This is a genomic window from Rhodococcus sp. NCIMB 12038 (genome assembly GCF_002165735.1).
GTDB lineage: Bacteria > Actinomycetota > Actinomycetes > Mycobacteriales > Mycobacteriaceae > Rhodococcus_F.
In genome coordinates this window covers 104,289-130,196 of record NZ_NHML01000019.1, presented here as the reverse complement: position 1 = coordinate 130,196, position 25,908 = coordinate 104,289, and the positions used below count along the sequence as shown (strand labels likewise).

The window sequence follows — 25,908 nt, the reverse complement described above, 5'->3', positions numbered from 1 at the left end:
AGGCTGTTGCTTCGGGACGATCGGTCCCGGTACTGGAGGAGTTTCGGTTGTCGGTGAATCATCTCGGTAGTGAGCCCGTGGCCCTCGAGACAGGCCGGGTGTTCGATCAGCCGCGGGCCGAGGCTGCGGTGCGGGAACTGCTGATCGCGATCGGTGAAGACCCGGATCGTCCCGGACTCCGCGATACGCCCGCCCGCGTGGCGCGGTCGTACCGCGAGGTTTTCGCGGGCCTGTACACCGACCCGGACACCGTGTTGAACACGACGTTCGACGAGGGCCACCAGGAGTTGGTGCTGGTCCGCGACATTCCGCTGTACTCCACGTGTGAACACCATCTCGTGTCGTTTCACGGGGTCGCGCACGTCGGGTACATCCCGGGCCGGACGGGCAAGGTCACCGGGCTGTCGAAGCTGGCCCGCGTGGTCGATCTGTATGCCAAGCGCCCGCAGGTCCAGGAGCGTCTGACCAGTCAGATCGCCGACGCCGTCATGCGCAAGCTCGATCCGCGCGGTGCGATCGTGGTCATCGAGGCCGAGCACCTGTGCATGGCGATGCGGGGGATCCGCAAGCCTGGTGCGAGTACCACCACCTCTGCGGTGCGTGGTCTGCTCCAGTCCAGCGCGGCCTCACGTTCCGAGGCTCTGGACCTTATTCTGCGGAAGTGACCGTGATCGAGCTGCCCTCACCGGGCCGCACCGTGGTGATGGGGATTCTCAACGTCACCACCGATTCCTTCTCCGACGGCGGACGCTTCCTCGACCGTGACGCGGCGCTCGAACGCGGTCTCGCGCTGAAGCGTCTCGGCGTCGACATCGTCGACGTCGGCGGCGAGTCCACCCGGCCGGGTGCGGCGCGGGTCGATCCCGACGTCGAGGCCGGGCGGGTCGCACCCGTCATCGCGGACTTGGTCGCCGAGGGCATCTGTGTGAGCGTCGACACGATGCGGGCCTCCGTCGCGGAAGCCGCGATCGAGGCGGGCGCGTCGATCATCAACGACGTGGCCGGTGGCCGGGCTGATGCGGCGATGGCGTCGGTGGTCGCGGACGCCGGAGTTCCGTGGATCCTGATGCATTGGCGTTCGGCCGGCGACTATGTGCACCGCGGCACCGCCGACCACTACGACGACGTGGTCCGTGAGGTCCGGGACGAACTGATGACGCAGGTCGACCTGGCCGTGAAGGCCGGGGTGGATCCGGGCTCGCTGGTGCTGGATCCGGGTCTCGGTTTCGCGAAGAACTCGGATCACAACTGGGCGCTGCTGAAGGCGCTGCCCGAGTTCAACGAGCTGGGATTTCCCGTTCTCGTCGGCGCATCCCGCAAGCGGTTCCTGGGTTCGCTGCTCGCGGATGCGGACGGCGAACCCCGTCCCCCCGCGGGCCGGGAGACCGCGACCGCCGTCGTGTCGGCGCTCGCCGCGACCCACGGAGCGTGGGGAGTGCGCGTGCACGACGCGCAGGCCTCCCTCGACGCCATCGCGGTCGCCGAGGCCTGGACGAGGGGTGCAGCCGGACGTGAGTGATCGAATCGAGTTGCGCGGATTGAAGGTTCGCGGCAATCACGGTGTCTTCGACCACGAGAAGCGGGACGGTCAGGACTTCTACGTCGACATCACCGTCTGGATGGACCTCGCGCCCGCCGCGGCGTCGGACGACCTCGACGACACCCTGGACTACGGCGGCCTCGCCGAACGCGCGGCCGCGATCATCGCGGGCCCCTCCCGGGACCTCATCGAGACCGTCGCCGCCGAGATCGCGGACGGGGTGATGACCGACCCCCGCGTCCGGAGCACCGAGGTGGTGTTGCACAAGCCGTCCGCGCCGATCCCGCTGACCTTCGCGGACGTCGCGGTGGTGGCGCACAGGTCGAGACCATGAGTCGCGCGGTGCTGTCGATCGGGTCGAACGTCGGCGACAGCCTTGCCCACCTGCAGTCCGTCCTCGACGGTCTGGGTGACGCGGTCGTTGCGGTCTCCCCGGTGTATTCGACGGCACCGTGGGGCGGCGTCGAGCAGCAGGACTTCCTCAACGCGGTCCTCGTCGTCGACGATCCCGCACTCGACGGCTACGGCTGGCTGCGGCGTGGGCAGGAACTCGAGGCCGCCGCCGACCGGGTGCGGGTCGAACGATGGGGTCCGCGGACGCTCGACGTCGACGTGGTCACGTGCGACGACGTCCGCAGCGACGACCCGGAACTGACGTTGCCGCACCCGCGAGCGCACGAACGCGCCTTCGTGCTGATTCCGTGGCTGGACGTCGAACCGGACGCCGTGTTGCCGGTCGACGGCACGACGACCCGTGTGGACGCGCTGCTGCCGCTGCTGGACGACGAAGAGCGGTCCGGTGTGCACCGGACGGACCTCGCCCTGGACCGGCGGTCGCGATGAAGCCGGAACCGACGGGCACGATGAAACCCACCCGCATCTGGGATCTGCTGTTCCTTGCCGCGCTCGCCGTCGCCGCCACCTGGATCCTGGTGCGCGTGTTCTACGGATCGTTCCCGCCCATCCCCGTGTACGCCGGGGCGTCGCTGTATCCGGTCGCGCTGATCGAGGTCGTGCTCGCGTTCATGGTGCGATCCCGGGTCAGCAACCATCAGGTGGGCGACGGGCCGCGCCAGTTGCACCCGATCACCGCCGCCCGGGTTGCCGCTCTGGCCAAGGCATCCGCACTCGTGGGCGCCGCGACGGCCGGGGTGTGGGGAGGCGTCCTGCTGTATCTGCTTCCGCAGCAGTCGGTGCTGCGAGCCGCGGCCTCGGATACTCCCGGCGCGTGGGTCGGTCTCGTTGCGGCACTGGCGCTCGTCGGCGCGGCGCTGTGGCTGGAACATTGCTGCCGCACCCCCGACGACCCCTCGGACGAGCCCGCGCATTAGGGCACAGGGGATCGCCGCAGGTCGGATGGAATGCGCGGCGCACCCTTCGCGGCCAAGTACCCTTGGCACCATGACGAATCCTGGTCGCCTCAAGTCTGCGCGCCGCAAGAGGCGCAGCGCGAGCCAGATGATCGTTGCGGGTTTGCTCGCCCTCGCGGTGATCGCGTCCCTCTTCCTGATCTTCAGTGACAGCGTCCAACTCCTGCGGGTGGGACTGGTGGCCGCGCTCTGGGCCGCCACGGTCGGTGCTATCGCCATGACGAAGTACCGGCGCGAGTCGGCGCTCGACAAGGCGAAGGTCAGCGATCTGCAGACCGTCTACGAGTTGCAGCTCGAGCGGGAGATCTCGGCACGGCGCGAATACGAGCTCACCGTCGAGAAGCGGGTGCGCAGCGAAGTGCGCGCCGATGCAGAGGAACTCGCCGCACTGCGCGCCGAACTGTCGTCGCTCCGCAAGAATCTCGAGGCACTGTTCGACGGCGCGATGCCGACCGAACGGATCGCGTTGCGGGCGGATTCGACGCGGGTGCAGGAACTTGCAGGCCGCTCGTACAGCAGCTATCAGCCGGCCGCGTCGGGCCTGTACGTCCCGGGTGCGGGGCACGCGGCGGGCGCCGGGCATCAGAGCGGTTCCGCGCAGTCCTCGCATTTCGCGAATCCCGACGACGATCCGGTCACCGCCGAGACGTCCATCGTCGAGCCTGCCGGCGCCGGACAGACCGAACCCGAGATCGAGGTCGAACCCGAGCCTGAGCCCACTCCGGAGCCGGTCGCCAAGACCGCACCTGTCGCCGCGCCCGCACCTGTCGCGAAGGTCGCGCCCCAGCCGGTCGTCGAGCCGGAACCAGAGCCCACGGAGCCCGGGGCGGCCGAACCGGAGCCCGAGGGGCGGCGGGGCCGCAGGCGGGCGGCCGAGGAGGACGAGACTTCGGGCGCGCACTCGAACGGGCTGTCCGTCGCCGAGATCATGGCCAACATGCAGTCGGCGTCCGGGGCGTCCCAGAGCGCCGGCGGCAGGCGTCGCCGCGCCGAATAGGCCCGGACTCGCCCGGGGATCAACCCGCATTGTGTGAGGTATATATCACTCTCCCTGCGCATGGCGTGGTGAGTTCGCGCCGGGCTATCCTCACCGTGGAACGTCTGGTACCCGCCGAGCGGGACTGGAACGAACGAGAGGACGAAGGTGACCTCTTTCGGGATCACTAATGGCCCTGCGCCTGCGAGATTGACGGTAGGAATCGTCTCCGCAGGCCGGGTCGGAACAGCAATCGGTGCCGCGTTGGAGCGGGCGGGTCACGTGGTCGTCGCCTGCTCGGCCGTCTCCGACGCGTCACGGCATCGGGCACGCACCCGGCTCCCCGAGACGGAGATTCTGCCGGTCGCAGAGGTCGCGGCGCGCTCCGAACTGCTCATTCTCGCAGTCCCGGACTCCGAACTGCCGTCGCTGATCGCGGGGCTGGCCTCCACCGGTGCCGTGCCGGGTCGCGCGATCGTGGCCCACACGTCCGGCGCGAACGGCATCGGCATCCTCGGCCCTCTCACCGAGCAGGGTGTCGTTCCGCTCGCGATCCACCCCGCGATGACGTTCACTGGTCACGACGAGGACACGGTTCGTCTCGCGTCCGCCTGTTTCGGTATCACCGCCGCCGACGACATCGGCTACGCGATCGCGCAGTCGCTGGTCCTGGAGATCGGCGGCGAGCCGGTGAGGGTCCGCGAGGACATGCGGCCGCTGTATCACGCCGCTCTCGCTCACGGCAGCAATCATCTGGTCACGCTCGTCGTCGACGCCGTGGCTGCGCTGCGGGTCGCGCTCGAAGGCGAGGAACTGCTCGGCCAGGAGTTGATCGGCGACGATCCGAACGGCCTCGCCGAACGAGTTCTCCAGCCGCTGCTGTCGGCGGCGCTCGACAACGCCTTGCGCCGCGGGCCTGCGGCGCTCACCGGGCCCGTCGCCCGGGGTGACTCCGAGGCGGTGGCCACACATCTGCGCGTCCTCGAGGAAGTCGATCCGCGGATTGCGGCCGGCTACCGGGCCCTCTCACTGAGGTCGGCGCAGCGCGCCGGCGCGACATCTGAACTGCTGGACATCCTGGAAGACCGGAGGTGAGCCCCGTGAGCGATCTGCAGGGCGGATACAAGCGCGGCGAACTGACCGTGCACCACGACCCGAGTGTGCTGACCCGGGTCTCGAAGGCGCTGCGCGGCGTCGGCCGCCAGGTCGCGCTCGTGCCCACGATGGGAGCCCTCCACACGGGTCACCTGGAGTTGGTGCGGCAGGCCAAGCTCACCGGCGCGGTGGTGATCGTCTCGATCTTCGTCAACCCGCTGCAGTTCGGTGCCGGCGAAGACCTCGACGCCTACCCGCGCACCGTCGACGCCGACCTCGAACTGCTGCGTGAGGCCGGAGTCGAGCTGGCGTTCGTGCCGACGGCGGCCACCATGTACCCGGCCGGTCCGCGGACGACGATCCATCCCGGACCGCTGGGCGCGGAGCTGGAGGGCGCGTCCAGGCCCACGCACTTCGCGGGCATGCTCACCGTCGTCGCCAAGCTGCTGCAGATCGCCGCACCGCACGTCGCATACTTCGGCGAGAAGGACTACCAGCAGCTGACGCTGATCCGGCAGATGGTGACCGACCTGAACTTCGACGTCCGCATCTTCGGGGTGCCCACGGTGCGTGAACACGACGGACTCGCGTTGTCCTCGCGGAACCGCTACCTCGACGAGGATCAGCGGAACGCGGCGACGACGCTGTCCGCGGCCCTGATCGCCGGTGCCCACGCCGCGGCCGGTGGCGCCGAGGCGATCCTCGCCACCGCGCGCGAGGTGCTGGCATCCACCCCCGAGGTGGAGGTCGACTACCTCGAGGTTCGGGGCGTCGACCTCGGTCCGGCCCCCGAACGAGGCGACGGCCGGCTGCTCGTCGCCGCCAAACTCGGCAACACCCGCCTGATCGACAACGTCGGTGTCGCCGTCGGCACCGGTTTCCTCGAACGTGACACCGAGGCGTCGGACGCGTCGGTGGCAGACGAACTTCTTTCCCGCTAGAAGAGTAAGGACCGGAACATGTTTCGCACCATGATGAAGTCGAAGATCCATCGCGCCACCGTCACACACGCCGACCTGCACTACGTGGGTTCGGTGACGGTCGACCAGGATCTGATGGATGCCGCCGACCTCCTCGAGGGCGAGCAGGTGTGCATCGTCGACATCGACAACGGCGCGCGGCTCGAAACCTATGTCATCGCCGGCGAGCGGGGAAGCGGCGTCATCGGGATCAACGGTGCGGCAGCGCATCTCGTCAAGCCCGGCGACCTCGTCATCCTCATCGCCTACGGTGTCATGAACGAGCAGGAGGTGCGCGACTACGAGCCGCGCGTCGTGTTCGTCGACGCCGCCAACTCGCCGGTCGAACTCGGTGCCGACCCGGCGCACGCGCCGGAGGGCTCCGGCCTGATCACCCCGCGCATGCTGTCGACGCTCGACGCCGAGCGCGAATCCAGTTTGGTGTAACCCGTGCTCCTCACCGTCGACGTCCGGAACACGAACATCGTTCTCGGACTGTTCACAGGTACCGGTGAACATTCGAAGTTGGTGCAGGACTGGCGGATGCGCACCGACGCGAGGATGACGGCCGACGAACTGGCGCTCATCTTCCGCGGGCTCCTCGGCGCACACACCGATCAGATCACCGGTGTGTCCGCGCTGTCGACGGTGCCGTCGGTGCTCAGGGAGATCCGCGTGATGCTGACGCGGTACTGGGGGCACGTCCCGCACGTGCTGGTGGAACCCGGGGTGCGAACCGGTGTTCCGCTGCTCGTCGACAACCCCAAGGAGGTCGGCGCCGACCGGATCGTGAACAGCCTTGCGGCGCATCACCTCTACGACGCGCCGTGCATCGTGGTCGACTTCGGGACGTCCACGTGCGTCGACGTCGTGTCCGCCAAGGGTGAGTTCCTCGGCGGCGCCATCGCGCCCGGCCTCGAGATCTCCTCGGACGCACTCGCGTCGCAGTCGGCGGCGCTGCGCAAGGTCGAACTGGTGCGGCCCCGCTCCGTCGTCGGCAAGAACACCGTCGAATGCATGCAGTCGGGTGCGGTGTTCGGTTTCGCCGGACTCGTCGACGGACTGGTCCGCCGGGTGCGCAAGGAACTGACCGCCTTCTCCGGTTCCGACGTGGTGGTGATCGCGACCGGTGACCTGGCGCCGCTGATCATGCCCGAGACGGAGACCGTCGACGAGCACGAACCGGATCTCACCCTCGAAGGGCTGCGCCTGGTGTACGAGCGGAATCAGGCTCGCCGGGGAGCGCGCCGCAGCCCGCTCGACTGAAGGGTTCCCTCTTTCCGGAAGTTATGTCAGAATGGTTCCCGTGAATCTCTGCACGAGTGCTCAGGAGTGTTGTCGAGGCTGAACGCTGCCTTGACCAATTCACACTTCTGGGAGTCTCTCTCGTGCTCGCAACGTATTCTTCTGCATCTGTACCCACCCGTCTTCGCCCGGCTGACCTGCTGCGCATCACCGATCAGGGTGCTTCCGAGGTCCTCGACGGCCGCCACGACGCCCTGCTCCCGCAGGGCTGGCCCACCGACGAGCGCTGGTCGACCCGGCTCTACTCGGACGACGACGTCGATGTCTGGCTGATCAGCTGGGTTCCCGACCGGAACACCGAATTACACGACCACGCAGGTTCTTTCGGTGCGCTCACCGTTCTCAGTGGCGCGCTGTCCGAGTTCCGTTGGGCCGGTGATCAACTGCGTCATCGCACCCTCGGCGCCGGCGATCAGGCCTCGTTCCCGCTCGGCTGGGTCCACGACGTGGTGCGGGCGCCCGACGCACCCGGGGCGGAGGTGGTGACGCCGACGCTGAGTGTGCACGCCTACTCGCCACCACTGTCGGCCATGTCCTACTACGAGGTGACCGATCACGGCACGCTGCGCCGTACCCGGACCGAGCTCACCGATCTCCCCGAGGGCGGTTCGAAGTGAACATCGACCAGATGCTCGAAGAAGCCCGCACCAAGATCGACCGGATGTATGCGTTCGAGCTGCCCGACGCCGTGGCGCGCGGCGCGATCGTCGTGGACATCCGCCCGCAGGCACAGCGCGCGATCGAGGGAACGCTGCCCGGCGCGCTCGCCATCGAACGCAACGTCCTCGAGTGGCGCTGCGATCCCACCAGCTCGGCGCACCTGGCGCTGGCGGTGGACCACGACGTCGAGTGGATCATCGTCTGCTCCGAGGGCTACACGTCGAGCCTGGCCGCCGCGGCCCTGCAGGAGCTGGGTCTGCACAAGGCGACCGACCTCGTCGGCGGGTACAAGGCGATCAAGGCGGCGGGACTGCTCGGGTCGCTCATCGCGACGCAGCACTGCGTGCGGGAGTTGGCCACCGTCTCGGCGCACTGATGAACGCTGACCTCTGAATAGGGACACGACCGGCTGTCGATTAGGCTGGTGACCCGTGAGTGAAGTAGCAGCCCAGCCAGTCGACGACACCCCCGAGCAGCTTCGGATCCGCCAGGAGAAGCGTGAGCGCATTCTCGCGGAGGGACGCGAGGCATACCCGGTGTCGGTGGCGCGCACCCACTCGCTGGCCGAGATCCGCGCCAAGTATCCGGAACTCGAGCCCGACACCGCCACGGGTGACCAAGTCGGTGTCGTCGGCCGGGTGATCTTCGTGCGCAACACGGGCAAGTTGTGCTTCGCGACGCTGCAGGAAGGCGACGGCACCCAGCTGCAGGCGATGATCAGTCTCGCCGCCGTCGGTGAGGATGCGCTCGCGTCGTGGAAGGCCGATGTCGACCTCGGCGACTTCGTGTTCGTGCACGGTGAGGTGATCAGCTCCCGTCGCGGTGAGCTGAGCGTGATGGCCGATTCGTGGCAGATCGCGTCCAAGTCGCTCCGGCCCCTGCCCGTTGCGCACAAGGAGATGAACGAGGAGTCCCGGGTCCGGCAGCGTTACGCCGATCTGATCGTGCGCCCCGAGGCGCGGGACAATGCGCGTAAGCGTGTGGCGGTTGTTCGTGAGCTCCGGAACGCGCTCGAGCGTCGCGGGTTCCTCGAGGTCGAGACGCCGATGCTGCAGACGGTCGCGGGCGGCGCGGCGGCCCGTCCCTTCATCACGCATTCCAATGCCCTCGACATCGACCTGTATCTCCGAATCGCGCCCGAACTGTTCCTGAAGCGGTGCGTCGTCGGCGGTATCGAGAAGGTTTTCGAGATCAACCGGAATTTCCGTAACGAGGGCGTCGACTCGACGCACTCGCCGGAATTCGCGATGCTCGAGACGTACGAGGCTTACGGCACGTATGACGATTCGGCGGTCATGATCCGTGAACTCGTTCAGGACGTGGCGCAGGCCGCTTTCGGTTCGCAGGTCGTCACTCTTGCCGACGGCACCGAATACGATCTCAGCGGTGAATGGAAGACCCTCGAGATGTATCCGTCGCTGTCGCAGGCGATCGGTGTCGAGGTCACTCCGGATACCACGGTCGAGGAATTGCTGGCTCTCGCCGAGAAGGTGGGCCTCGAAGTCCCGAAGGACAAGGGTTACGGGCACGGGAAGCTGGTCGAGGAACTGTGGGAGCACCAGTGCGGCGACCAGTTGTTCGAGCCGACTTTCGTCCGTGATTTCCCGGTCGAGACGTCACCGCTGACGCGTGACCACCGCAGCAAGGCCGGGGTGACCGAGAAGTGGGACCTCTACATCCGTGGGTTCGAGTTGGCCACGGGCTATTCGGAATTGGTCGATCCGGTCATTCAGCGTGAGCGGTTCGTCGATCAGGCGCGGCTCGCGTCGGCCGGCGACGACGAGGCGATGGCCCTCGACGAAGAATTCCTCGCCGCAATGGAGCAGGGAATGCCGCCGACCACCGGTACCGGAATGGGAATCGACCGTCTGCTCATGGCTTTGACGGGATTGGGAATCCGCGAAACAATCCTCTTTCCCATTGTTCGGCCTTCTTCTCGCTGATTCACGGGGGTGAATTCGCGGTTAAATTCGATCCATTCCTCGTATTCCGAATCGGAAGAACAGGGGTATGGTTACCTCGGGTCGTAGCTCACGTTGACGATGAGACGTCGCTTCATTCGAGAGGAATTTCATCCCATGGCTAAGAAGGTCACTGTCACCCTGATCGACGATGTCGATCAAGAGGCGTCTGCCGACGAGACGGTCGAGTTCGGACTCGACGGTGTTCAGTACGAGATCGACCTTTCCTCGGAGAATGCGGCGAAATTGCGTGAGCAGCTCGACGTGTGGGTTTCCCACGCGCGCAAGGTGAGCTCGCGCAAGCGCGGCAAAGCGGTGGCGGCTCCGGCCGTCGCCAAGTCCCGAGTTTCGGTCGATCGGGAACAGAGCGCCGCTATCCGGGAATGGGCGCGCAAGAACAACAAAAAGGTTTCTGCGCGCGGCCGTATCTCCGCCGAAATTATCGAGGCCTACAACAAGGCGAACTGAAAGTTAGCTGGGAACAGAATTCACTGATTCGCTCCGCAACGCGACCTGGACTGTTACCGTCCCGCTCTGATCCGACATTCGGGGAGTCTGGGGGGTAGCTGTGCGGCGCTGTGTGTCCATTTCGGGGATTCTGTTCCTGGCTTTCGTGATGTGGGCCGGGGTGGCGTCCGCAGCGCCTGCCTATCCGGTGCCGGATTCGTTCCTCGCCGGAGTTCCCCTCGAATTGGGAAATCCGGACGGTTCGGCCCCGGGCTCGAACGACTGGTCCTGCCGGCCGAGTGACGCGCATCCCGAACCGGTGGTCCTCGTCCACGGGACGGGAGGCGCGCGCCAGACCAACTGGGCGGTGTACGCGCCGTTGCTCGCCAACGAGGGCTACTGCGTGTACTCCCTCACCTACGGCAACTTCCCCGACCTGCCGTGGCCGCTCGACGCGATCGGCGGAATGACGCCCATCGACACCGGCACCGCTCAGATCGCCGCGTTCGTCGATCGGGTGCTGGCGAGCACGGGCGCCGCGAAGGTCGACCTGGTGGGACATTCCCAGGGCACCCTGCAGGCGAACAACTACGTGAAGTTCTTCGGGGGCGCGGACAAGGTCGCGAAGATCGTGTCGCTCGCCCCGCCGTGGCAGGGCACGTACGGAAACGATCGGATCAGTGCCGGGCGGTTCCTGCGTTCGCTCGGCGTCGACGACGCGGTGGCGGCAGGTTTCCCCGTCTGCCAGGCGTGTCCCGAGATGCTCCAGGGGTCGAGGTTCGTCGACCGCATGCGCGCGGGCGGGGTCTACGTCCCCGGGATCGAGTACACGAACATCGTCACCCGCTACGACGAACTGGTCGTCCCGTACACGAGCGGCCTCGAGCCGGGGCCGGACACCACCAACATCGTCGTGCAGGACGGGTGTGAGCAGGACTATTCCGACCACGTCGCCGTCGCCGGTTCGGCACGCGCCGCCGGGTTCGTACTGAACGCGCTGGACAGCGGCCACCCGCGTGAGGTGCCGTGCCGTTTCGTCGCTCCTGTCGCGGGGTAGGCCTCCGCGAGATCCATCGCGTCGCCAGTTACCGGGGGAGGCCGGAGCAACCCGCTGGGTAACGCCGCGGACGCCGGCGGCAAGGAATGGGTGGCGAACTCACAGCTCGTCGACATACCCTGTCCGGATACGCAGGTCTCGCCCCTTCGAGGAGCGGGCCGGCGGCCTCTGTCGACCGGATGCCTACCGGGCACCGCCGGACCTGTTCGCTCCAGGCGTACAGCGAAGGGGAAACGATTGCCGGAGCTGGGGCGTTAAATACGAATAAGCAGGCGTGCTCGCCCACCTAAAGGGGTGGAGGGGCAGCAGGTCGATCGGCAGCCAACTAGAGTAATAGCTGGGGTCGTGGAACCTACGTCGGTTCGGGGCTTCTGCCCTCGGAGCAGGCGCTGGCGATCTGTTTGTAGTGCCGGAGCGAAACGCGGCGAACAGGGACGAGACACCCGGTCTCGTGACTGCACGTCGGAAAGTGTGAGGGAGAGCGATGTTCGAGAGGTTCACCGATCGCGCACGGCGCGTTGTTGTCCTGGCTCAAGAAGAAGCCAGGATGCTCAACCACAACTACATCGGTACGGAGCACATCCTCCTCGGCCTCATTCACGAGGGCGAAGGTGTCGCTGCCAAGTCGCTGGAGTCGTTGGGCATCTCCCTCGAAGGAGTGCGCAGCCAGGTCGAGGAGATCATCGGCCAGGGCCAGCAGGCCCCGTCCGGCCACATCCCCTTCACCCCGCGTGCCAAAAAAGTCCTGGAGCTCAGCCTGCGCGAGGCACTGCAGCTCGGACACAACTACATCGGTACGGAGCACATCCTGCTCGGTCTCATCCGCGAGGGTGAAGGCGTCGCAGCGCAGGTTCTGGTGAAGCTCGGCGCCGATCTCAACCGGGTCCGTCAGCAGGTCATCCAGCTGCTTTCCGGTTACCAGGGCAAGGAGCCGGCCGAGTCCGGCGGCACTCGTGGCGAGGCGGGCACCCCGTCCACGTCGCTGGTGCTCGACCAGTTCGGTCGCAACCTCACCCAGGCGGCCCTCGAAGGCAAACTCGACCCCGTCATCGGCCGCTCGAAGGAAATCGAGCGCGTCATGCAGGTGCTGTCGCGGCGTACCAAGAACAACCCCGTGCTGATCGGTGAGCCCGGTGTCGGTAAGACCGCCGTCGTCGAAGGTCTCGCTCAGGCCATCGTCAACGGCGAGGTCCCCGAGACGCTCAAGGACAAGCAGCTGTACACGCTCGACCTCGGGTCGCTCGTGGCAGGCAGCCGTTACCGCGGTGACTTCGAAGAGCGCCTGAAGAAGGTCCTCAAGGAGATCAACACCCGCGGCGACATCATCCTGTTCATCGACGAGCTGCACACCCTCGTGGGTGCCGGCGCGGCCGAGGGCGCCATCGACGCGGCCTCGATCCTCAAGCCGAAGCTCGCCCGCGGTGAGCTGCAGACCATCGGTGCGACCACCCTCGACGAGTACCGCAAGTACATCGAGAAGGACGCCGCACTCGAGCGCCGCTTCCAGCCGGTGCAGGTCGGCGAGCCGACGGTGGAGCACACCATCGAGATCCTCAAGGGTCTGCGCGACCGTTACGAGGCGCACCACCGCGTGTCCATCACGGACGGTGCACTGGTCGCCGCGGCCACCCTGGCCGATCGCTACATCAACGACCGCTTCCTGCCGGACAAGGCCATCGACCTCATCGACGAGGCCGGAGCGCGGATGCGCATCCGCCGGATGACCGCACCGCCGGACCTCCGCGAGTTCGACGACAAGATCGCCGACGCCCGCCGCGAGAAGGAGTCCGCGATCGACGCGCAGGACTTCGAGAAGGCCGCGAACCTGCGCGACAAGGAGAAGACCCTCGTCGCTCAGCGCGCGGAGCGGGAGAAGCAGTGGCGTTCCGGTGACCTGGACGTCATCGCCGAGGTCGACGACGAGCAGATCGCCGAGGTCCTGGGTAACTGGACCGGTATCCCCGTGTTCAAGCTCACCGAGGAGGAGACCACCCGTCTGCTCCGCATGGAGGAGGAGCTGCACAAGCGGATCATCGGGCAGGAAGACGCGGTCAAGGCTGTCGCCAAGGCCATCCGTCGTACCCGTGCAGGCCTGAAGGACCCGAAGCGTCCGTCCGGTTCGTTCATCTTCGCCGGCCCGTCCGGTGTCGGTAAGACCGAGCTGGCCAAGTCGCTCGCCAACTTCCTGTTCGGCGAGGACGACGCTCTCATCCAGATCGACATGGGTGAGTTCCACGACCGGTTCACCGCGTCGCGGCTGTTCGGTGCCCCTCCCGGCTACGTCGGCTACGAAGAGGGCGGCCAGCTCACCGAGAAGGTGCGCCGCAAGCCGTTCAGCGTGGTGCTGTTCGACGAGATCGAGAAGGCACACCAGGAGATCTACAACACCCTCCTGCAGGTGCTCGAAGACGGCCGTCTCACCGACGGTCAGGGCCGGACCGTGGACTTCAAGAACACGGTGCTCATCTTCACCTCGAACCTCGGCACGTCGGACATCTCCAAGGCCGTGGGTCTCGGCTTCACGTCCGGTAAGGGCGACGAGTCGAACTACGAGCGGATGAAGCTCAAGGTCCACGACGAGCTGAAGAAGCACTTCCGTCCCGAGTTCCTCAACCGCATCGACGACATCGTCGTGTTCCACCAGCTCACCACCGAGCAGATCGTTCAGATGGTGGACCTGATGGTTGCGCGTGTCGAGGTGGCCTTGAAGAACAAGGACATGACGATGGAGGTCACCGAGAAGGCGAAGTCGCTGCTGGCCAAGCGTGGTTTCGATCCGGTCCTGGGTGCGCGGCCGCTGCGTCGCACCATCCAGCGCGAGATCGAGGACCAGCTGTCGGAGAAGATCCTCTTCGGCGAGGTCGGCCCCGGTCAGATCGTGTACGTCGACGTCGACAACTGGGACGGCGAAGGCGCGGGCGAGGACGCGAAGTTCACGTTCCGCGGCGAGGCGAAGCCGGTCACGGTTCCCGACGAGGTTCCGGTCGACCTGGCCAAGTCGGGCGCAGCCGACTCGGAGTAGTCGCGCAGTAGTCGAACGAGAAGGGCCGCCGGTGGTTTTCCACCGGCGGCCCGTCTCGTGTGTGCGGGGTCAGACGCTCTTGCGTCCCGACCAGTTGGCGAGGCGTTCGGTGGGGCCCGCGGTGGGGAGCGGGTCTACGACGTCCGCGAACGGCACGTGCCCGCCGCGTGGCTCCGCCGGGATTGCGCGCTGTGCGACAGCGAGCATGGCCTCGGCGAGTTCGGGGCGGGTCTCGGAGGGCTGGCCGGTGGCGACCGCCAGGTCCCAGCCGTGCACGAGCGTCTCGTTGATGTAGCCCCAGATCGCGGCGCGGCCGGGGACCGTTCCCCACGGCGCGGTCACCGTCGCGTCGAGTCGGCTGTCGTCGGTCCAGACGGGCCACATACGGTCGGCGGCGGACCGGTAGGCGTCCGCGTAGCTTTCGTCGTCGATGTCGGCGACGACGAGTGGAATAGTGCCCGGGTCGCCGCCCTCTCCGATCACGCGGGCACGTTCCACGGTGGCGACGAGGTGGCCGAGCATGGTGCGGACGTCGAAGTCGGCGCACGGGGTGGATGCCGTCAACTGGTCCTCGCGGACGTTGTCGATGAGGCCGGTGGTCCAGGTGAGGGCTTCGCGGTACAGGGGCCGGGGGTCTGTCGTGTTTGTCATGAGGCAACTATCGCTGCAATACATGACATCTTCTGTCGTGTATTTCTGACAGACTTTCGGCATGCGCGCCGACCGTCTGCTCTCGCTCGTCCTCCTGCTCCGCAACCGCGGCCGGATGTCGGCTTCGGCCCTGGCCCGTGAACTCGAGGTGTCGCCGCGCACCGTGCTGCGCGACATCGACAGTTTGTCGACGGCGGGGATCCCGGTGTACGCCGAACGCGGCCGCGACGGCGGTTTCGAGTTGCTCCCGGGATTCACCACCGACCTCACGGGCCTGACCGTCGACGAGGCGAAGGCGCTGCTGGCCGCCGGTTCCGCGGTGACCTCGGAGTCGCTGGGCATGGCCCCGGCGTTCGCGTCGGCGATGCGGAAAGTGGTCGCGGCGATGCCGGACGCGCACCGGGCCGCGGCGACGAAGGTGGCGGAGCGGGTGTTCGTCACCCAGGGCTCGTGGCTGACCGATCCGGAACCGGCCGACGACCACCTCGGGCTGATCCAGCAGGCGGTGTTCGTGGGCAGGCGCCTGAGCATCCTCTACCCGTCGCGGGGCAACCAGGCGGCGTGGCGCGTCATCGACCCGCAGGGTCTCATTCACGCGGGCGGACGGTGGTACCTGGTGGCGACGGACGCCGGCCGCGACCGGACGTACCGGCTCGAGCGGATCGAGGACGTCCGCGAACTCGACGAACCGGCGCAGCGACCGGCCGACATCGATCTCGCCGCGATCTGGGAGCGTCGCCGTTCGGCGTTCCGGGCACGTGGAACACCGGTGGCGGTCGACGTTCTCGTCCATCGGGAGCGCCGCGACGTTCTGGCGGAGCGTGCGTTCGCCGTCCGCTCCGAGCAGCAGGCCGACGGCGACCGGGTGCGCATGGAAGTGGTGTTCGGCGACGACTCCCATGCGAGCGGCGTTCTGTGGTCGCTCGGCGAGGACGCCGAAGTGCTGGCGCCGGACGATCTGCGAGCCGCCCTGCGTTCCCGGGCGCTGCGCATGTGCGCCAGGTACGAGTAGGTTCGACACGTAAACCGAAGAACCACGAGAGGATGTGGCATGCCGACACGTACCGCACGGACCGCTTGGAACGGATCACTCGAACAGGGAAGCGGCCAGGTGGAACTCACCAGTTCCGGTGTCGCGACCTTCGACGTCTCGTTCCCGAAGCGCGCGGCGGAGGAGGCGGGTGGAACCACCAGCCCGGAGGAGCTGATCGCGGCGGCGCATTCCTCCTGCTACGCGATGCAGCTGTCCGCCCTCATCGCGGAGGCAGGCGGAACCCCGCAGAGCCTCGAGGTGAAGGCCGATGTCTCACTCGGGCCGGACAACCCGGGCTTCAAGCTCACCGGCATCAAGTTGACGGTCCGCGGTGAGGTCGACGGGCTCGACGCCGACGGCTTCGCCAAGGCTGCTCAGGCCGCGAAGGAGTCGTGCCCGGTGAGCAAGGCGCTCACCGGCGTCGAGATCACGTTGGACGCGGCACTCGAATCCTGAGTGCCGGCTACCGACGGTTGAACCGTTCGCGCACTTCCTCCATCTTCGCCTGGAGTTCGTCCGGGCTGATGACGCCCTTGTCCATCAGCGCGTGCGCGGTGGCGACGACGGACCGGGAGCGGACGGGGAAGTCGCGGTAGATGGTTTCGCCCAGCTGGTCCTCGGTGTGGCGCCTGTCGAGATTGTCCCAGGCGCCACGCCAGGACAGGCATTCCGCGGTGGCCTGCATGCTCGATTCCCACGGGTCGGGCTTGCGGTCGAGATCCGGGAGCGTGACGTCTTCGCGAGTTGTTTCCGGCGTCAACGTGTTCAGGATGACGTCGTAGCCCTTGTCCGCCATCATCGTGCGGCTCCTCCGTTGTCCGAGGGTGGTGTGGTCGCCGTCCAGTCGACCTGTGGGACGGCGACGCCGATCATGGTGTCGCGGGTGATGATCGATGCGAGTTGTTCCTCGCTCCACCCCTCGGTGCCCTCGGGGCGCATCGGCATCACCATGAATCGCGATTTCTGATTCGAATCATGCACGCGCACTTCGACGTCCGACGGGAAGTGCAGTCCGAATTCCGCGATCACCTCGCGGGGCCAGCGCACCAGGCGGCGGCGATAGTTGGGGGTGCGGTACCAGTCCGGCGACATGCCGAGGACGGGCCGCGGGTAGCACGAACACAACGTGCAGACGATGACGTTGTGCACTTTCGGGGTGTTCTCCAGCACGTAGAAGTACGTGTAGTCGCTCGGCGTGCCCGACCCGGTGGGGTCGCGCCAGTCGATGCCCACTTCCTTGCAGGTCTCGGTGCCGTCGGCCAGCAGGCGCTTCTTGAACTCCGGGTCCACCCACGCCTTCGCGACCAGCCTCGAACCACCGGACGGCCCTACCGATTCGGCCCATTCCGAGAAGCGCCGGTGATCCTCGCGGGAGAACAGGCCGTGTTCGATGGACAGTTCCCGGATGGCGGTTTCCAGGATCTCGAATTCGCTGACCTCCTCCGAGGCCTGGATCGGGGCGTGATCGTCGTGCGAATGCGTCATGTGTCGGCCTCTCCTGCCGGCTCGAGCCAGCGCTCGGAGCACTCGGTTTCCAAGGTGTCGATCTCGTATCCGGTGTAGCGGGGCCAGAGGTCGGTCTGCTGGAAGCGGACGACGTAGAACGGCTCGGTCCGGCCGTCGTCCACTCGTCCCCATGCCTCGTCCTCGGGGATGACCCACTCCGGGCGGTGTTCGACGACGACGCCAGTGTGCCCGCGGATGAATGCCTGCGTGCGGGTGTGGAACATCGACGTCGCGTCCTTGACGGTGACGCGGTCGCCGATCTGGAATTTCGTCATGACCGGCCTCCGGTCGCTGTTCCGCCGACGGTCCGGGCCCGCACTTCGTCGATCTTGGCGGAGAGTTCGTCCGGCGTGATCAGGCCCTTGTTGATGAGTGTCTTGGCGGCCACCGTGATCCACCGTGCGTAGTACGGCAACCCGAAGTAGAGCGTGGCACCCAGATCGTTCTCGGCTCGGCGGCGTTCCTCCGAGTTCCACACCCCACGCCACCCGAGGCATTCGCACGTGACGTACGTGCTCATCTCCCAGTCCTCTTCGACCTTCTCCTCGTACGCGACGGGGAGGGCGGGCTGGCCGCCGACGTCGTGCAGCACGTGCCGCAACGCGTCGAACGCGGAATTGGTCAGGTAGTACGGCGAATCCATCTCTTCGTGATGGAGTGGGGCGTACCCCGCCACTCGGTTCGCCTGAGCTTCGAATTCTGCTGGAGAGTTCATCGCGTGCTCCGTAGGGGTGGAACTAGTGACAGGGAACTCCCAGGAGATGGCGGCCGTCGTGCATCAATTCGTGCAGGTACATGCCACTTCGGGAGATCGCACCCTGGTCGAAGCCGACCAGGTAGAGGGTGAGCAGTGCGAGCAGGACGACTCCGACGGCAATCAGCACGATTCCGGCTGATTCGACGGACTTGCTCGGTGACGAGACGTAAACCATGGCTACTCCTGGAGGAGTTCGGGTTCCGCAACCATCGGCCGTCGATTGTCCGGGCATCGCGACGAGCGCCCCTCGTTCAGCGGCACGATCGAAACGACGTTACTCTCGCCGTGTCGACACCCTCACCGTACCGTTCGGTCGAATTCGGCGTGAGTAAATGCACCACGGCGAACCAAGACAATCTCCGCGCGGAAACGAGCGGAACAGAATCCGGCACCGATCTGTTCCACTGAACTGTGACGACACAGCAGAAGCACGACGGTGACATCGAGATCGAGATCTGGTCCGACGTGGCCTGTCCCTGGTGCTACATCGGCAAGCGCCGCTTCCTGTCGGCCCTGGAGGAGTTCGAGGGGCGCGACCGGGTGAACGTGACGTGGCGGTCGTACCAGCTGTCACCGGACACCCCGGTCGGGGAGCGGCGCACCGAACTCGACGCCCTGGTGGAGAGCAAGGGGCTGTCGGCGGAGCAGGTCCGTCAGATGTTCGGGCACGTCGCGCAGACGGCGGCCGACGAGGGTCTGCAACTGGACTTCGACACGGTCGTCGCCGCCAACACCTTCGACGCGCACCGGTTGATCCACCTCGCGGGCGCCAAGCGAGATGCCGTGGTGGAGGGACTGTTCCGCGCCCACTTCGGTGAAGGCGCCGTGATCGACGACCGCGAGGTGCTCGTCGACATCGCGGCGCGGGCCGGGCTCGACGCCGGCACCGTGCGCGCCGAACTCGATTCCGGTGCCGGTGCGGACGCCGTCCGGGCCGATATCGACACCGCTCGTGCGCTGCAGGTGTCGGGCGTGCCGTTCTTCGTCGCCAACCGCAGGATCGCCGTGTCCGGTGCGCAGCCGAAGGACGTGTTCCTGCAGCTTCTGACGCAGGCGAGCGCCGTACCGGTCGACTAGCGGCGCGCGAAGTACGGGTCGACTAGCGGCGCGCGAAGTACCGGTTGGCGTCGGCCCGGAACATGAGTGCCAGTGCGGCGATCACCGCCACGAGGTGCGTGAGCCGGGCGATCGCGATCACCGTGACGTCGAGCGTCAGACCGGAGACGGCGGTCGTCGGGTCGTTGCCTGCCGTCATCCAGGCGATCGGCTCCACCACGAGCGAGGCGATGCCGAAGACGCCGAGACCGATCGCGAGGACGCCCCGCGCCCACGCCCTGCCGCTGCGGAACCGGCTCATGACGAACAGCACCGCGGCGTAGACGAGGACACGAACCGCGAGTTGTCCGGCGAGGCCTGCGACGTCGGCGTCCGGGTTCTCCAGCGCCGTGGACACGTGTGCGATCGCCTCCACCACGCCGGCGAACAGCGCGAGTCCGAGCAGCCAGAACGCGCGCTCGACCGTCTGCGGGACCGAGGGCGCGGTGCGAGTGGTCATGTCCCCATGCTGGTATCGGTGACATCGCGGCACATCACCCCCGGGAGTGGCGGCCACCCCTACCCGGGTATCGGTGCGGCACCTTGCCATCACCCCGGGCGGGGAGCACATTGAAAAGCACGTCGTCGGCAGGGAGGCACTGTGCGCGAGCAGACACGATCCGGAGATGCATGGCCGGCGTTGAAGGTGGACGAGTGGACGTCGACGAGGGACACCCTGCACATGTGGACGCAGATCGTCGGGAAGATCCGCCTGGCCCACGCACCGTTGATCAACCACTGGTGGCAGGTGCCGCTGTACGTGAGCCCCCGCGGTCTCACCACGTCGACCGTCCCTTACGGCACCGAATGTTTCGACATCGAATTCGACTTCGTCGACCATCGGCTGGTGATCCGCACGAGCACGGGCGGCACCGGGATGGTTGCGCTCGAACCGAAGTCGGTGGCCGATTTCTATGCGGAGACGATGGACACGCTGGCCGAACTGGGCGTGACGACGACCATCCTGGCCAGGCCCAACGAGGTGGAGACGGCTGTCCCGTTCGCCGAGGACACGCAGCACTGCTCGTACGACGGTGAGTCGGTGCACCGGTTCTGGCGGCAGCTCGTGCAGGCGGATCGTGTGCTGCACGAATTCCGCGCCCATTTCATCGGGAAGGTCAGTCCTGTGCACTTCTTCTGGGGTGCGCTCGACCTGGCCTGTACCCGGTTCTCCGGTCGAAGTGCGCCGACTCACCCTGGCGGAGCGCCGAACTGCGGCGACTGGGTGATGGTCGAAGGCTACTCACACGAGCTGAGCAGCTGCGGATTCTGGCCCGGCGGCGGTGTCGAAGGCGCGTTCTACGCGTACGCCTATCCGGAACCGGACGGCTTCGCCGACTACCCGGTGGGGCCGGACGGCGCGTTCTACAGCGCGGAGTTCCGGCAGTTCCTGCTGCCGTACGAGACCGTCCGCGCCGCGGACGATCCCGATGCGGCTCTGCTGAGGTTCATGCACAGCACGTACGAGGCGGCCGCCGAGCGGGGTGGCTGGGACCGGGCCGCCCTGGAGGCGGACCCGGCCCGTTGGGACGACTCCCGCTGACCCGTGCCGATGGGTCAGGCGGCGTTCGCGCGCGTGGGCGCCGTGGCCCGGGTCGCACGCTCCGTGAGGAACGCGAACACGAGTCCGAGAACCAGCCACAGCGTGGCCTGCGTCGCGAGGGACGACAGCCGGAACTGCCACAGCAGCACAGCGGGGAAATCGTCGCCGACCTCGTTGATCGTGGGCAACACGAGATATCCGATGGTCGCCACCACGAGGAACGCGACAACCGGCGCCGCGATCCGCACCGACAGGAACTCCTGTGCGGCGACGGCCTTCGCCGCGAAGACGGACGCCGCCACGGCGAGCAGGCCCAGCGCGACTGCGGCAAGCCACAGCCAGGTGCGCTGGTTGATCGTCTCGGGGTCTCCGACGGCGGGCGGGTTGGCGGGGTACTTGAAGAACGGCACCGCCTCGATCGCCAACCAGCCGAAGGCGGCCAGGCTCAGACCGAGCAACGGTCCCGACAGCGTCGTCACCCGACGTGCGTAATTCGCGACGACGGCGAAGATCGCTCCCAGTGCCAGTCCCGCGAGGGACGTGGCGAGGAACAGCCCGAAGCGCTGCCCGTCGCGGCTGACCAGTGCGTCTTCCTCGTCGTGCGAGTGCCCGGCAGGCTCGTCCGCCTGGGTGGCGTCGTGCGAGTGGCCTTCGGGTTCGGCGGCGCTGTGCGATTCCTCGATCGCGATGGCCGCGTCGATGTGCGACTCACCGAGAACGAATGCGACGCCACCGGCCAGGATGCCTGCGATCAGGCCGGCCAGCAGACCGCGGATGAGGAGTTTCGTGAAGGAATCGGTCAGTGGCATGGCAGACCCAGGAGGTGGCGGCCGTCATGCATCAATTCATGCATGTACATGCCACTGCGCGAGATCGCGCCCTGGTCGAATCCAACGAGGTAGAGAGCGAGCATCGCGAACAGAACGATCGCGAAAGAGATGACGGCGAGGCGGGTCGTGTCGACCGACGAGCCGGGTGCGTATGCGAGTGCCATAGTTCCTCCTGGGATTTCGCGTCCCCTAGGTCCAGGCGATGGCCGCAGTATCTGGCTGTCGAGGTGGTTCCCGTGAAGGACTACTCCGATTTACAGTGGCGCGACCGCTCCGGGATTGCACCGGATTCCTGCCGAACCATCGCATTGTCTTGCGAACTTTTGCACCCGGCGGGCCGTCGTGTCAATCCTCGGCCCGCCCCTGCCGCTCAGCTCTTGTTCGCCGCCGTGACGTCGAGTACGACCTCGAACTCGAGCAGCGACGCCCCTGACGCCACCGGCTTCTTCCGCTCACCCGCGTGTGCTTCCCGGGCCGGACCGTCGCGCCACGCCGCGAATGCCTCTTCGCTCTCCCACTGCGTGACGACGAAGTAGCGGTTCTCGCCCTGCACCGGACGCAGGAGCTGGAAGCCGAGGAAGCCGGGAGAGTTCTCCACGGCGTGTGCGCGCGCCGCGAAGCGCTTCTCGAGTTCGGGGCCCGCGCCCTCGGGGATTTCGATTGCGTTGATCTTCACCACTGCCATGCGGGCGAGGTTACTCCGCTAGCGTCGGAGTGGTGGCGGGTGATAGTGCGTTGCACGACGAGGGTGGGACGGGACAGCCGATTCTGCTGCTGCACGGGCTGATGGGCAGTGCCCGGACGTGGGGACGGCACGTGCCGTGGCTGCGCGGGCACGGCCACGTCTTCACGTTCGACGCCGCAGGCCACGGCAGGCCCGCGCCGTCGCGGTTGACGACGGAAGCGTTCGTCGCCGACCTGTCCGAGGCGCTCGCGCCCTTCGCCGGGCCGTGGGTGGTGATCGGCCATTCGATGGGTGCCCTGCACGCCTGGTGCCTGGCGGCGGAGCATCCCGAGAAGGTGTCGGCGCTCGTCCTCGAAGACATGGCCCCCGATTTCCGCGGCCGCACCGCCGACGACTGGGCGGCGATGATTTCGAACTGGCCGCAGCCGTTCGCGACCCGGGAGGACCTGTTCGAGTTCTTCGGTCCGGTTGCCGGACAGTACTTCCTGGATTCGTTCGAGAAGCGCGCCGACGGCTGGTACCTGCACGGCGACGTCGACACGTTCCGCGACATCTCGGCGGAGTGGGGCGACCGGCATTTCTGGGACCAGTGGGCGTCGGTCACCGTTCCGGCCCTGCTGATCGAGGGGGAGTTCACCATCACCCCCGACGGCCAGATGCGGACCATGGCGGAGCGGCACCCCGGCGCCGAATACGCCCGCATCGCGCAGGCCGGGCACCTCGTCCACGACGACCAGCCGGAGCAGTACCGGAAAGTGGTCGAGGAGTTCCTCGACGGGCTCGGCTGAGAGCCACTGTCCGCTGCGCCGGACATTGTGTTCGTTTTTTTCGTTTCAGGGTTGAGGTATGGCCGCTTCGATGAACCACACGGTGTTGCCGCCGGGCCCCGACGATCGCGAACTCCTCACCGCCTTGAAGTATGTTCTCGCTGGTCAGGAAGATGTGACGATCTCGACCGCGGAGGGTTCGGCGCCGCTGCCGGACAGTGTCCGGGGGTTGCTCGTCGACGCGGTCACGGCTCTGGATCGGGGGCAGGCGGTGACGGTGGAGCCGCATCGGACGGTGTTGACGACGCAGGAGGCCGCGGAACTGCTGGGCATTACCCGGCCGACGTTGGTGCGGTAACTGGAGGCGGGGAAGATTCCGTACTCGTCGCCGGGCCGGCATCGGCGGGTGGAGTTGGCGGACGTACTCGCCTACAGACAACATGAGCGTGCTCGACGCGGTCAGGTGTTCGAGGAGATGGCGCACGAGGAAACCCCGGACCCCGGCGACGCCGCTGACGGCTTCGCTTCGACCCGCTGATCCGGGGGCGACCCATGACGACCATTCGGGTGGTTCTCGACGGGTGCGTCCTGCTTCCGCAGGTCCTCAACAACCTGCTGCTGACCCTGGCCGACGCCGAGTTGTTCCGGCCGGTGTGGACGCCGGATCTGCTCGACGAGGTGGCGCGCGACCTGGCCGAGGAGAGATCGGCAAGTCGCAGGAGCAGGCGGCGCGGCGGGTCCGGCAGATGCGCAGGGGCGCCGGCGGCCCTCGACCCGTTCGACGTCGATCTGGATTCGGAAGCGGTGTTCGAGCGGATACACGTGCTGATCGCCCGGAATACGCTTCCGCCGCGCACGGTGGGGGAGTTGCTCGAGTCACTCGACCGGCTGACCCCACGGTTCGTCGACGCGGTCCGGGCATTGCTGGACGACCGGGACGACGCCTCGGACCGCGGTGCGGTGCCTGCGGCGTCCGCCCTTCCGGAGCTGACCGACGAGCAGATCGACTCGTTGCCGCCCGAGGTCCGGCAGACGTACCGGCAGCTTCGTGCGATGGATCCGGCCGAACGGGTGCGGGTGCTCGGGCACACAGATCTGGGGAATGCGGTGTGGGCGTTCCTGATGACGGTGTGTGAGGACGGGGATCTGCTGTCGGTATGACCGAATGTGGATCCGGACTTCCGGGCGGTGCTCGCGCAGAACTGGGTGCGCGACAACCATTATCAGGATCACCGTCGACGGTTGGGATGGTGAGACGGTCGCGGCGGCCCTTGCGGGGCCGGTGCCGGATCCGGCGACGTGGGGAATCGGATCAGCGACCAGGATGGTCGCCCCGGGGGTCGGGTCGCTCTACGTGCTCGACGCCTCGGCGCTGGAGGGCGGCCTGTGGCAGCCGAACGATCCCCGGTCCGTGTGCCCGGTCCTCATGCATCTCGTCGACGGGCATTGGCTGGTACGGAATCTGGGGTCGGAGTCGGACCCCACGGGGTGAATGGTTGCCAACCCCGGGGTGCCTATCGCGCGGCGCGGCGAGGCCTCACGCTGGTGGAACGCCCGGGAGTCCGGGAGTTCCACGTATGGCTGTACTCCACGACGTATTCGAGGGCGCACAATGTATTTCGACTTCCGTGACAAGCCCGACCGTCTCTGTGTCAAAGAGATGGTTCATGGCTACAACATATCCAGCTGCTTGTTCGTAGCCGTCGAGCTGGAGCTCGCCGATCTGCTGGCGGCGGGCCCACTGGCGCTTGTCGATCTCGCACGACGAAGTGGAACTGATCCCGATGCGCTGAAGCGGATCCTCCGCCTACTCATGAGTGCCGGGGTCTTCTCCGTGGACGAGCAGGACACGTGCGCACTCACGCCACGAGCCGAGTTCTTGCGCAGGGATCATCCGGATTCGATCGCAAGCGAGGTGGAGCTCTTCGCCGGCGCAGAAACGTACCTGGCCTGGAGCGGACTGCTTCATTGCGCTCGCACGGGACAGACAGGATTCGGCCAGTACTTCGGCAAATCCCTCTTCGAGTACCTGGCCGAGCACCCCGACTCCGCCCAGCGCTTCCATCTGGGCTGGCACGAGATCTCGATCCGCGCCGGTCTCGAGACCGCGGAAGCGGTCGATTTCACGGACAATCGGCACGTCGTCGATGTCGGCGGTGGCTACGGCATCGTGACCGCCCAGCTGTTGCGCACACACGATCATCTGCGGGGCACGATCTACGACCTGGAGTTCTCGCTGGCCAGGGCCGGTCACACCTTGCGGGAATACGGCGTCGACGAGCGTTGTGGCATCGTGCCCGGCGACGGTTTCACAGAGGTGCCCGGTGGGGGCGACGTCCACCTGCTCAAGAGCGTTCTGCACACGATGAACGACGACGACTCGGTACGCGTCCTCACCAATTGCGTGACCGCACTCGAGCCCGGCGGCAGGATCCTGGTCCTGGAGCGGGTGATCAGCGAGGACGGCGGATACGTCTGGGGAAATGTGGTGGACGTCGCCATGCTGGTCATGACGGGCGGCCGGGAGCGAACCATTAACGACTACGCGCGCCTGTACGAACGCGCAGGTCTCGGGCTCACCGGCAGTACGCTCCTGCCCTGCGGTTTCAGCGTGATCGAGGGCCGCAAGTGAGACCGGCCGGACGAGCA

The 25,908-nt window shown here is 67.0% G+C and carries 35 protein-coding genes and 1 riboswitch; of the genes, 25 read left to right on the top strand and 10 right to left on the bottom strand.

The window, feature by feature from the left end; genetic code table 11:
* The first annotated feature begins 47 nt into the window (after nt 1–47).
* The 16 genes from folE to CA951_RS27060 all read left to right on the top strand — a co-directional run bounded on the left by folE (nt 48) and on the right by CA951_RS27060 (nt 14,392).
* Nucleotides 48–665 (top strand): GTP cyclohydrolase I FolE, encoded by a 618-nt coding sequence (gene folE, locus CA951_RS27135; protein ID WP_043826734.1) that lies wholly within the window; start codon nt 48–50, stop codon nt 663–665.
* Nucleotides 662–1,519, top strand: a complete 858-nt coding sequence (gene folP / locus CA951_RS27130; RefSeq protein WP_087559771.1) for a dihydropteroate synthase — start codon at nt 662–664, stop codon at nt 1,517–1,519. The genes folE and folP overlap by 4 nt, the downstream gene beginning before the upstream one ends.
* Nucleotides 1,512–1,874 (top strand): dihydroneopterin aldolase, encoded by a 363-nt coding sequence (gene folB / locus CA951_RS27125; RefSeq protein WP_087559822.1) that lies wholly within the window; start codon nt 1,512–1,514, stop codon nt 1,872–1,874. The genes folP and folB overlap by 8 nt, the downstream gene beginning before the upstream one ends.
* Nucleotides 1,871–2,383: a 2-amino-4-hydroxy-6-hydroxymethyldihydropteridine diphosphokinase gene (gene folK, locus CA951_RS27120; RefSeq protein ID WP_087559770.1), complete on the top strand. Its 513-nt coding sequence runs from the start codon at nt 1,871–1,873 to the stop codon at nt 2,381–2,383. Before folB ends, folK begins: the two co-directional genes overlap by 4 nt.
* A gap of 20 nt (nt 2,384–2,403) precedes the next feature.
* Nucleotides 2,404–2,871 carry a DUF3180 domain-containing protein gene (locus CA951_RS27115; protein ID WP_179220319.1) on the top strand — a complete coding sequence of 156 codons (468 nt, stop codon included), beginning with the start codon at nt 2,404–2,406 and terminating at the stop codon, nt 2,869–2,871.
* A gap of 70 nt (nt 2,872–2,941) precedes the next feature.
* Nucleotides 2,942–3,907 (top strand): DUF6779 domain-containing protein, encoded by a 966-nt coding sequence (locus CA951_RS27110; RefSeq protein WP_087559768.1) that lies wholly within the window; start codon nt 2,942–2,944, stop codon nt 3,905–3,907.
* A 147-nt stretch (nt 3,908–4,054) separates the two neighbouring features.
* Nucleotides 4,055–4,981, top strand: a complete 927-nt coding sequence (locus CA951_RS27105) for a Rossmann-like and DUF2520 domain-containing protein (RefSeq protein WP_087559767.1) — start codon at nt 4,055–4,057, stop codon at nt 4,979–4,981.
* Nucleotides 4,982–4,986: 5 nt separating this feature from the next.
* Entirely contained in the window at nt 4,987–5,922 is a 936-nt protein-coding gene (gene panC / locus CA951_RS27100) for a pantoate--beta-alanine ligase (protein ID WP_087559821.1), read from the top strand.
* Nucleotides 5,923–5,940: 18 nt separating this feature from the next.
* The gene (gene panD, locus CA951_RS27095) at nt 5,941–6,387 is read left to right on the top strand and encodes an aspartate 1-decarboxylase (RefSeq protein ID WP_087559766.1); all 447 of its coding nucleotides are present in this window, start codon (nt 5,941–5,943) and stop codon (nt 6,385–6,387) included.
* A 3-nt stretch (nt 6,388–6,390) separates the two neighbouring features.
* Nucleotides 6,391–7,206 carry a type III pantothenate kinase gene (locus CA951_RS27090; RefSeq protein WP_087559765.1) on the top strand — a complete coding sequence of 272 codons (816 nt, stop codon included), beginning with the start codon at nt 6,391–6,393 and terminating at the stop codon, nt 7,204–7,206.
* Between the two features lie 122 nt (nt 7,207–7,328).
* A complete protein-coding gene (locus tag CA951_RS27085; protein ID WP_087559764.1) occupies nt 7,329–7,862 on the top strand; it encodes a cysteine dioxygenase family protein in 534 nt (177 codons plus the stop codon).
* A complete protein-coding gene (locus tag CA951_RS27080; RefSeq protein WP_087559763.1) occupies nt 7,859–8,281 on the top strand; it encodes a rhodanese-like domain-containing protein in 423 nt (140 codons plus the stop codon). Before CA951_RS27085 ends, CA951_RS27080 begins: the two co-directional genes overlap by 4 nt.
* A 55-nt stretch (nt 8,282–8,336) precedes the next feature.
* The gene (gene lysS, locus CA951_RS27075; protein ID WP_087559762.1) at nt 8,337–9,848 is read left to right on the top strand and encodes a lysine--tRNA ligase; all 1,512 of its coding nucleotides are present in this window, start codon (nt 8,337–8,339) and stop codon (nt 9,846–9,848) included.
* Nucleotides 9,849–9,983: 135 nt separating this feature from the next.
* Nucleotides 9,984–10,334, top strand: a complete 351-nt coding sequence (locus tag CA951_RS27070; RefSeq protein WP_087559761.1) for an Lsr2 family protein — start codon at nt 9,984–9,986, stop codon at nt 10,332–10,334.
* Between the two features lie 100 nt (nt 10,335–10,434).
* Nucleotides 10,435–11,370 carry a triacylglycerol lipase gene (locus CA951_RS27065; protein WP_087559760.1) on the top strand — a complete coding sequence of 312 codons (936 nt, stop codon included), beginning with the start codon at nt 10,435–10,437 and terminating at the stop codon, nt 11,368–11,370.
* A 484-nt stretch (nt 11,371–11,854) separates the two neighbouring features.
* Nucleotides 11,855–14,392 carry an ATP-dependent Clp protease ATP-binding subunit gene (locus tag CA951_RS27060; RefSeq protein ID WP_087559759.1) on the top strand — a complete coding sequence of 846 codons (2,538 nt, stop codon included), beginning with the start codon at nt 11,855–11,857 and terminating at the stop codon, nt 14,390–14,392.
* Nucleotides 14,393–14,461: 69 nt separating this feature from the next.
* Here CA951_RS27060 and CA951_RS27055 read toward each other — a convergent pair whose 3' ends face one another.
* Nucleotides 14,462–15,043: a TIGR03086 family metal-binding protein gene (locus CA951_RS27055; RefSeq protein WP_087559758.1), complete on the bottom strand. Its 582-nt coding sequence runs from the start codon at nt 15,041–15,043 to the stop codon at nt 14,462–14,464.
* Between the two features lie 61 nt (nt 15,044–15,104).
* Here CA951_RS27055 and CA951_RS27050 point away from each other — a divergent pair, with 61 nt between their 5' ends.
* Together CA951_RS27050 and CA951_RS27045 are read left to right on the top strand one after the other, a co-directional pair.
* The gene (locus CA951_RS27050; RefSeq protein WP_087559757.1) at nt 15,105–16,055 is read left to right on the top strand and encodes a YafY family protein; all 951 of its coding nucleotides are present in this window, start codon (nt 15,105–15,107) and stop codon (nt 16,053–16,055) included.
* A gap of 39 nt (nt 16,056–16,094) precedes the next feature.
* Nucleotides 16,095–16,532: an OsmC family protein gene (locus CA951_RS27045; RefSeq protein WP_005244949.1), complete on the top strand. Its 438-nt coding sequence runs from the start codon at nt 16,095–16,097 to the stop codon at nt 16,530–16,532.
* A gap of 7 nt (nt 16,533–16,539) precedes the next feature.
* On the opposite strand, the gene CA951_RS27040 is transcribed toward CA951_RS27045, so the two are convergent.
* The 5 genes from CA951_RS27040 to CA951_RS27020 are packed head-to-tail and all read right to left on the bottom strand — an operon-like array spanning nt 16,540 to nt 18,514.
* Nucleotides 16,540–16,875, bottom strand: coding sequence for an SH3-like domain-containing protein (locus CA951_RS27040; RefSeq protein ID WP_087559756.1), 336 nt, complete (start codon nt 16,873–16,875; stop codon nt 16,540–16,542).
* Complete coding sequence (gene scnC, locus CA951_RS27035; protein WP_087559755.1) at nt 16,872–17,561, bottom strand: thiocyanate hydrolase subunit gamma; 690 nt, start codon at nt 17,559–17,561, stop codon at nt 16,872–16,874. Before scnC ends, CA951_RS27040 begins: the two co-directional genes overlap by 4 nt.
* Entirely contained in the window at nt 17,558–17,857 is a 300-nt protein-coding gene (locus CA951_RS45200; RefSeq protein WP_087559754.1) for an SH3-like domain-containing protein, read from the bottom strand. The genes scnC and CA951_RS45200 overlap by 4 nt, the downstream gene beginning before the upstream one ends.
* Nucleotides 17,854–18,297, bottom strand: coding sequence for an SH3-like domain-containing protein (locus CA951_RS45195; protein ID WP_087559753.1), 444 nt, complete (start codon nt 18,295–18,297; stop codon nt 17,854–17,856). The genes CA951_RS45200 and CA951_RS45195 overlap by 4 nt, the downstream gene beginning before the upstream one ends.
* 22 nt (nt 18,298–18,319) lie before the next feature.
* A complete protein-coding gene (locus CA951_RS27020; RefSeq protein ID WP_087559752.1) occupies nt 18,320–18,514 on the bottom strand; it encodes a CbtB domain-containing protein in 195 nt (64 codons plus the stop codon).
* A gap of 236 nt (nt 18,515–18,750) precedes the next feature.
* Here CA951_RS27020 and CA951_RS27015 point away from each other — a divergent pair, with 236 nt between their 5' ends.
* Nucleotides 18,751–19,416 carry a DsbA family protein gene (locus tag CA951_RS27015; protein ID WP_087559751.1) on the top strand — a complete coding sequence of 222 codons (666 nt, stop codon included), beginning with the start codon at nt 18,751–18,753 and terminating at the stop codon, nt 19,414–19,416.
* Nucleotides 19,417–19,438: 22 nt separating this feature from the next.
* On the opposite strand, the gene CA951_RS27010 is transcribed toward CA951_RS27015, so the two are convergent.
* Complete coding sequence (locus tag CA951_RS27010; RefSeq protein ID WP_087559750.1) at nt 19,439–19,894, bottom strand: hypothetical protein; 456 nt, start codon at nt 19,892–19,894, stop codon at nt 19,439–19,441.
* A 141-nt stretch (nt 19,895–20,035) separates the two neighbouring features.
* On the opposite strand from CA951_RS27010, the gene CA951_RS27005 reads away from it, so the two are divergent.
* Nucleotides 20,036–20,977, top strand: coding sequence for a DUF5996 family protein (locus CA951_RS27005; protein WP_087559749.1), 942 nt, complete (start codon nt 20,036–20,038; stop codon nt 20,975–20,977).
* A 14-nt stretch (nt 20,978–20,991) separates the two neighbouring features.
* On the opposite strand, the gene CA951_RS27000 is transcribed toward CA951_RS27005, so the two are convergent.
* The 3 genes from CA951_RS27000 to CA951_RS26990 form a co-directional block, all read right to left on the bottom strand.
* On the bottom strand, nt 20,992–21,786 hold the full coding sequence (locus CA951_RS27000) for a CbtA family protein (RefSeq protein ID WP_087559748.1): 795 nt from the start codon (nt 21,784–21,786) through the stop codon (nt 20,992–20,994).
* The gene (locus CA951_RS26995) at nt 21,777–21,971 is read right to left on the bottom strand and encodes a CbtB domain-containing protein (protein WP_005244930.1); all 195 of its coding nucleotides are present in this window, start codon (nt 21,969–21,971) and stop codon (nt 21,777–21,779) included. The genes CA951_RS27000 and CA951_RS26995 overlap by 10 nt, the downstream gene beginning before the upstream one ends.
* A 22-nt stretch (nt 21,972–21,993) precedes the next feature.
* A riboswitch (cobalamin riboswitch) is annotated at nt 21,994–22,127 on the bottom strand.
* Between the two features lie 50 nt (nt 22,128–22,177).
* Nucleotides 22,178–22,492 carry an antibiotic biosynthesis monooxygenase gene (locus tag CA951_RS26990; RefSeq protein ID WP_087559747.1) on the bottom strand — a complete coding sequence of 105 codons (315 nt, stop codon included), beginning with the start codon at nt 22,490–22,492 and terminating at the stop codon, nt 22,178–22,180.
* A gap of 32 nt (nt 22,493–22,524) precedes the next feature.
* Between CA951_RS26990 and CA951_RS26985 the strand changes: the two genes are divergently transcribed.
* The 5 genes from CA951_RS26985 to CA951_RS26970 all read left to right on the top strand — a co-directional run bounded on the left by CA951_RS26985 (nt 22,525) and on the right by CA951_RS26970 (nt 25,891).
* Complete coding sequence (locus CA951_RS26985; protein ID WP_087559746.1) at nt 22,525–23,280, top strand: alpha/beta fold hydrolase; 756 nt, start codon at nt 22,525–22,527, stop codon at nt 23,278–23,280.
* A 58-nt stretch (nt 23,281–23,338) separates the two neighbouring features.
* Complete coding sequence (locus CA951_RS44525; protein WP_256974099.1) at nt 23,339–23,617, top strand: helix-turn-helix domain-containing protein; 279 nt, start codon at nt 23,339–23,341, stop codon at nt 23,615–23,617.
* A 194-nt stretch (nt 23,618–23,811) separates the two neighbouring features.
* Entirely contained in the window at nt 23,812–24,420 is a 609-nt protein-coding gene (locus CA951_RS44520) for a hypothetical protein (RefSeq protein ID WP_256974098.1), read from the top strand.
* Between the two features lie 163 nt (nt 24,421–24,583).
* Entirely contained in the window at nt 24,584–24,751 is a 168-nt protein-coding gene (locus CA951_RS44515) for a hypothetical protein (RefSeq protein WP_236581682.1), read from the top strand.
* Nucleotides 24,752–24,871: 120 nt separating this feature from the next.
* Entirely contained in the window at nt 24,872–25,891 is a 1,020-nt protein-coding gene (locus CA951_RS26970; RefSeq protein ID WP_087559745.1) for a methyltransferase, read from the top strand.
* Nucleotides 25,892–25,908 lie beyond the last annotated feature (17 nt).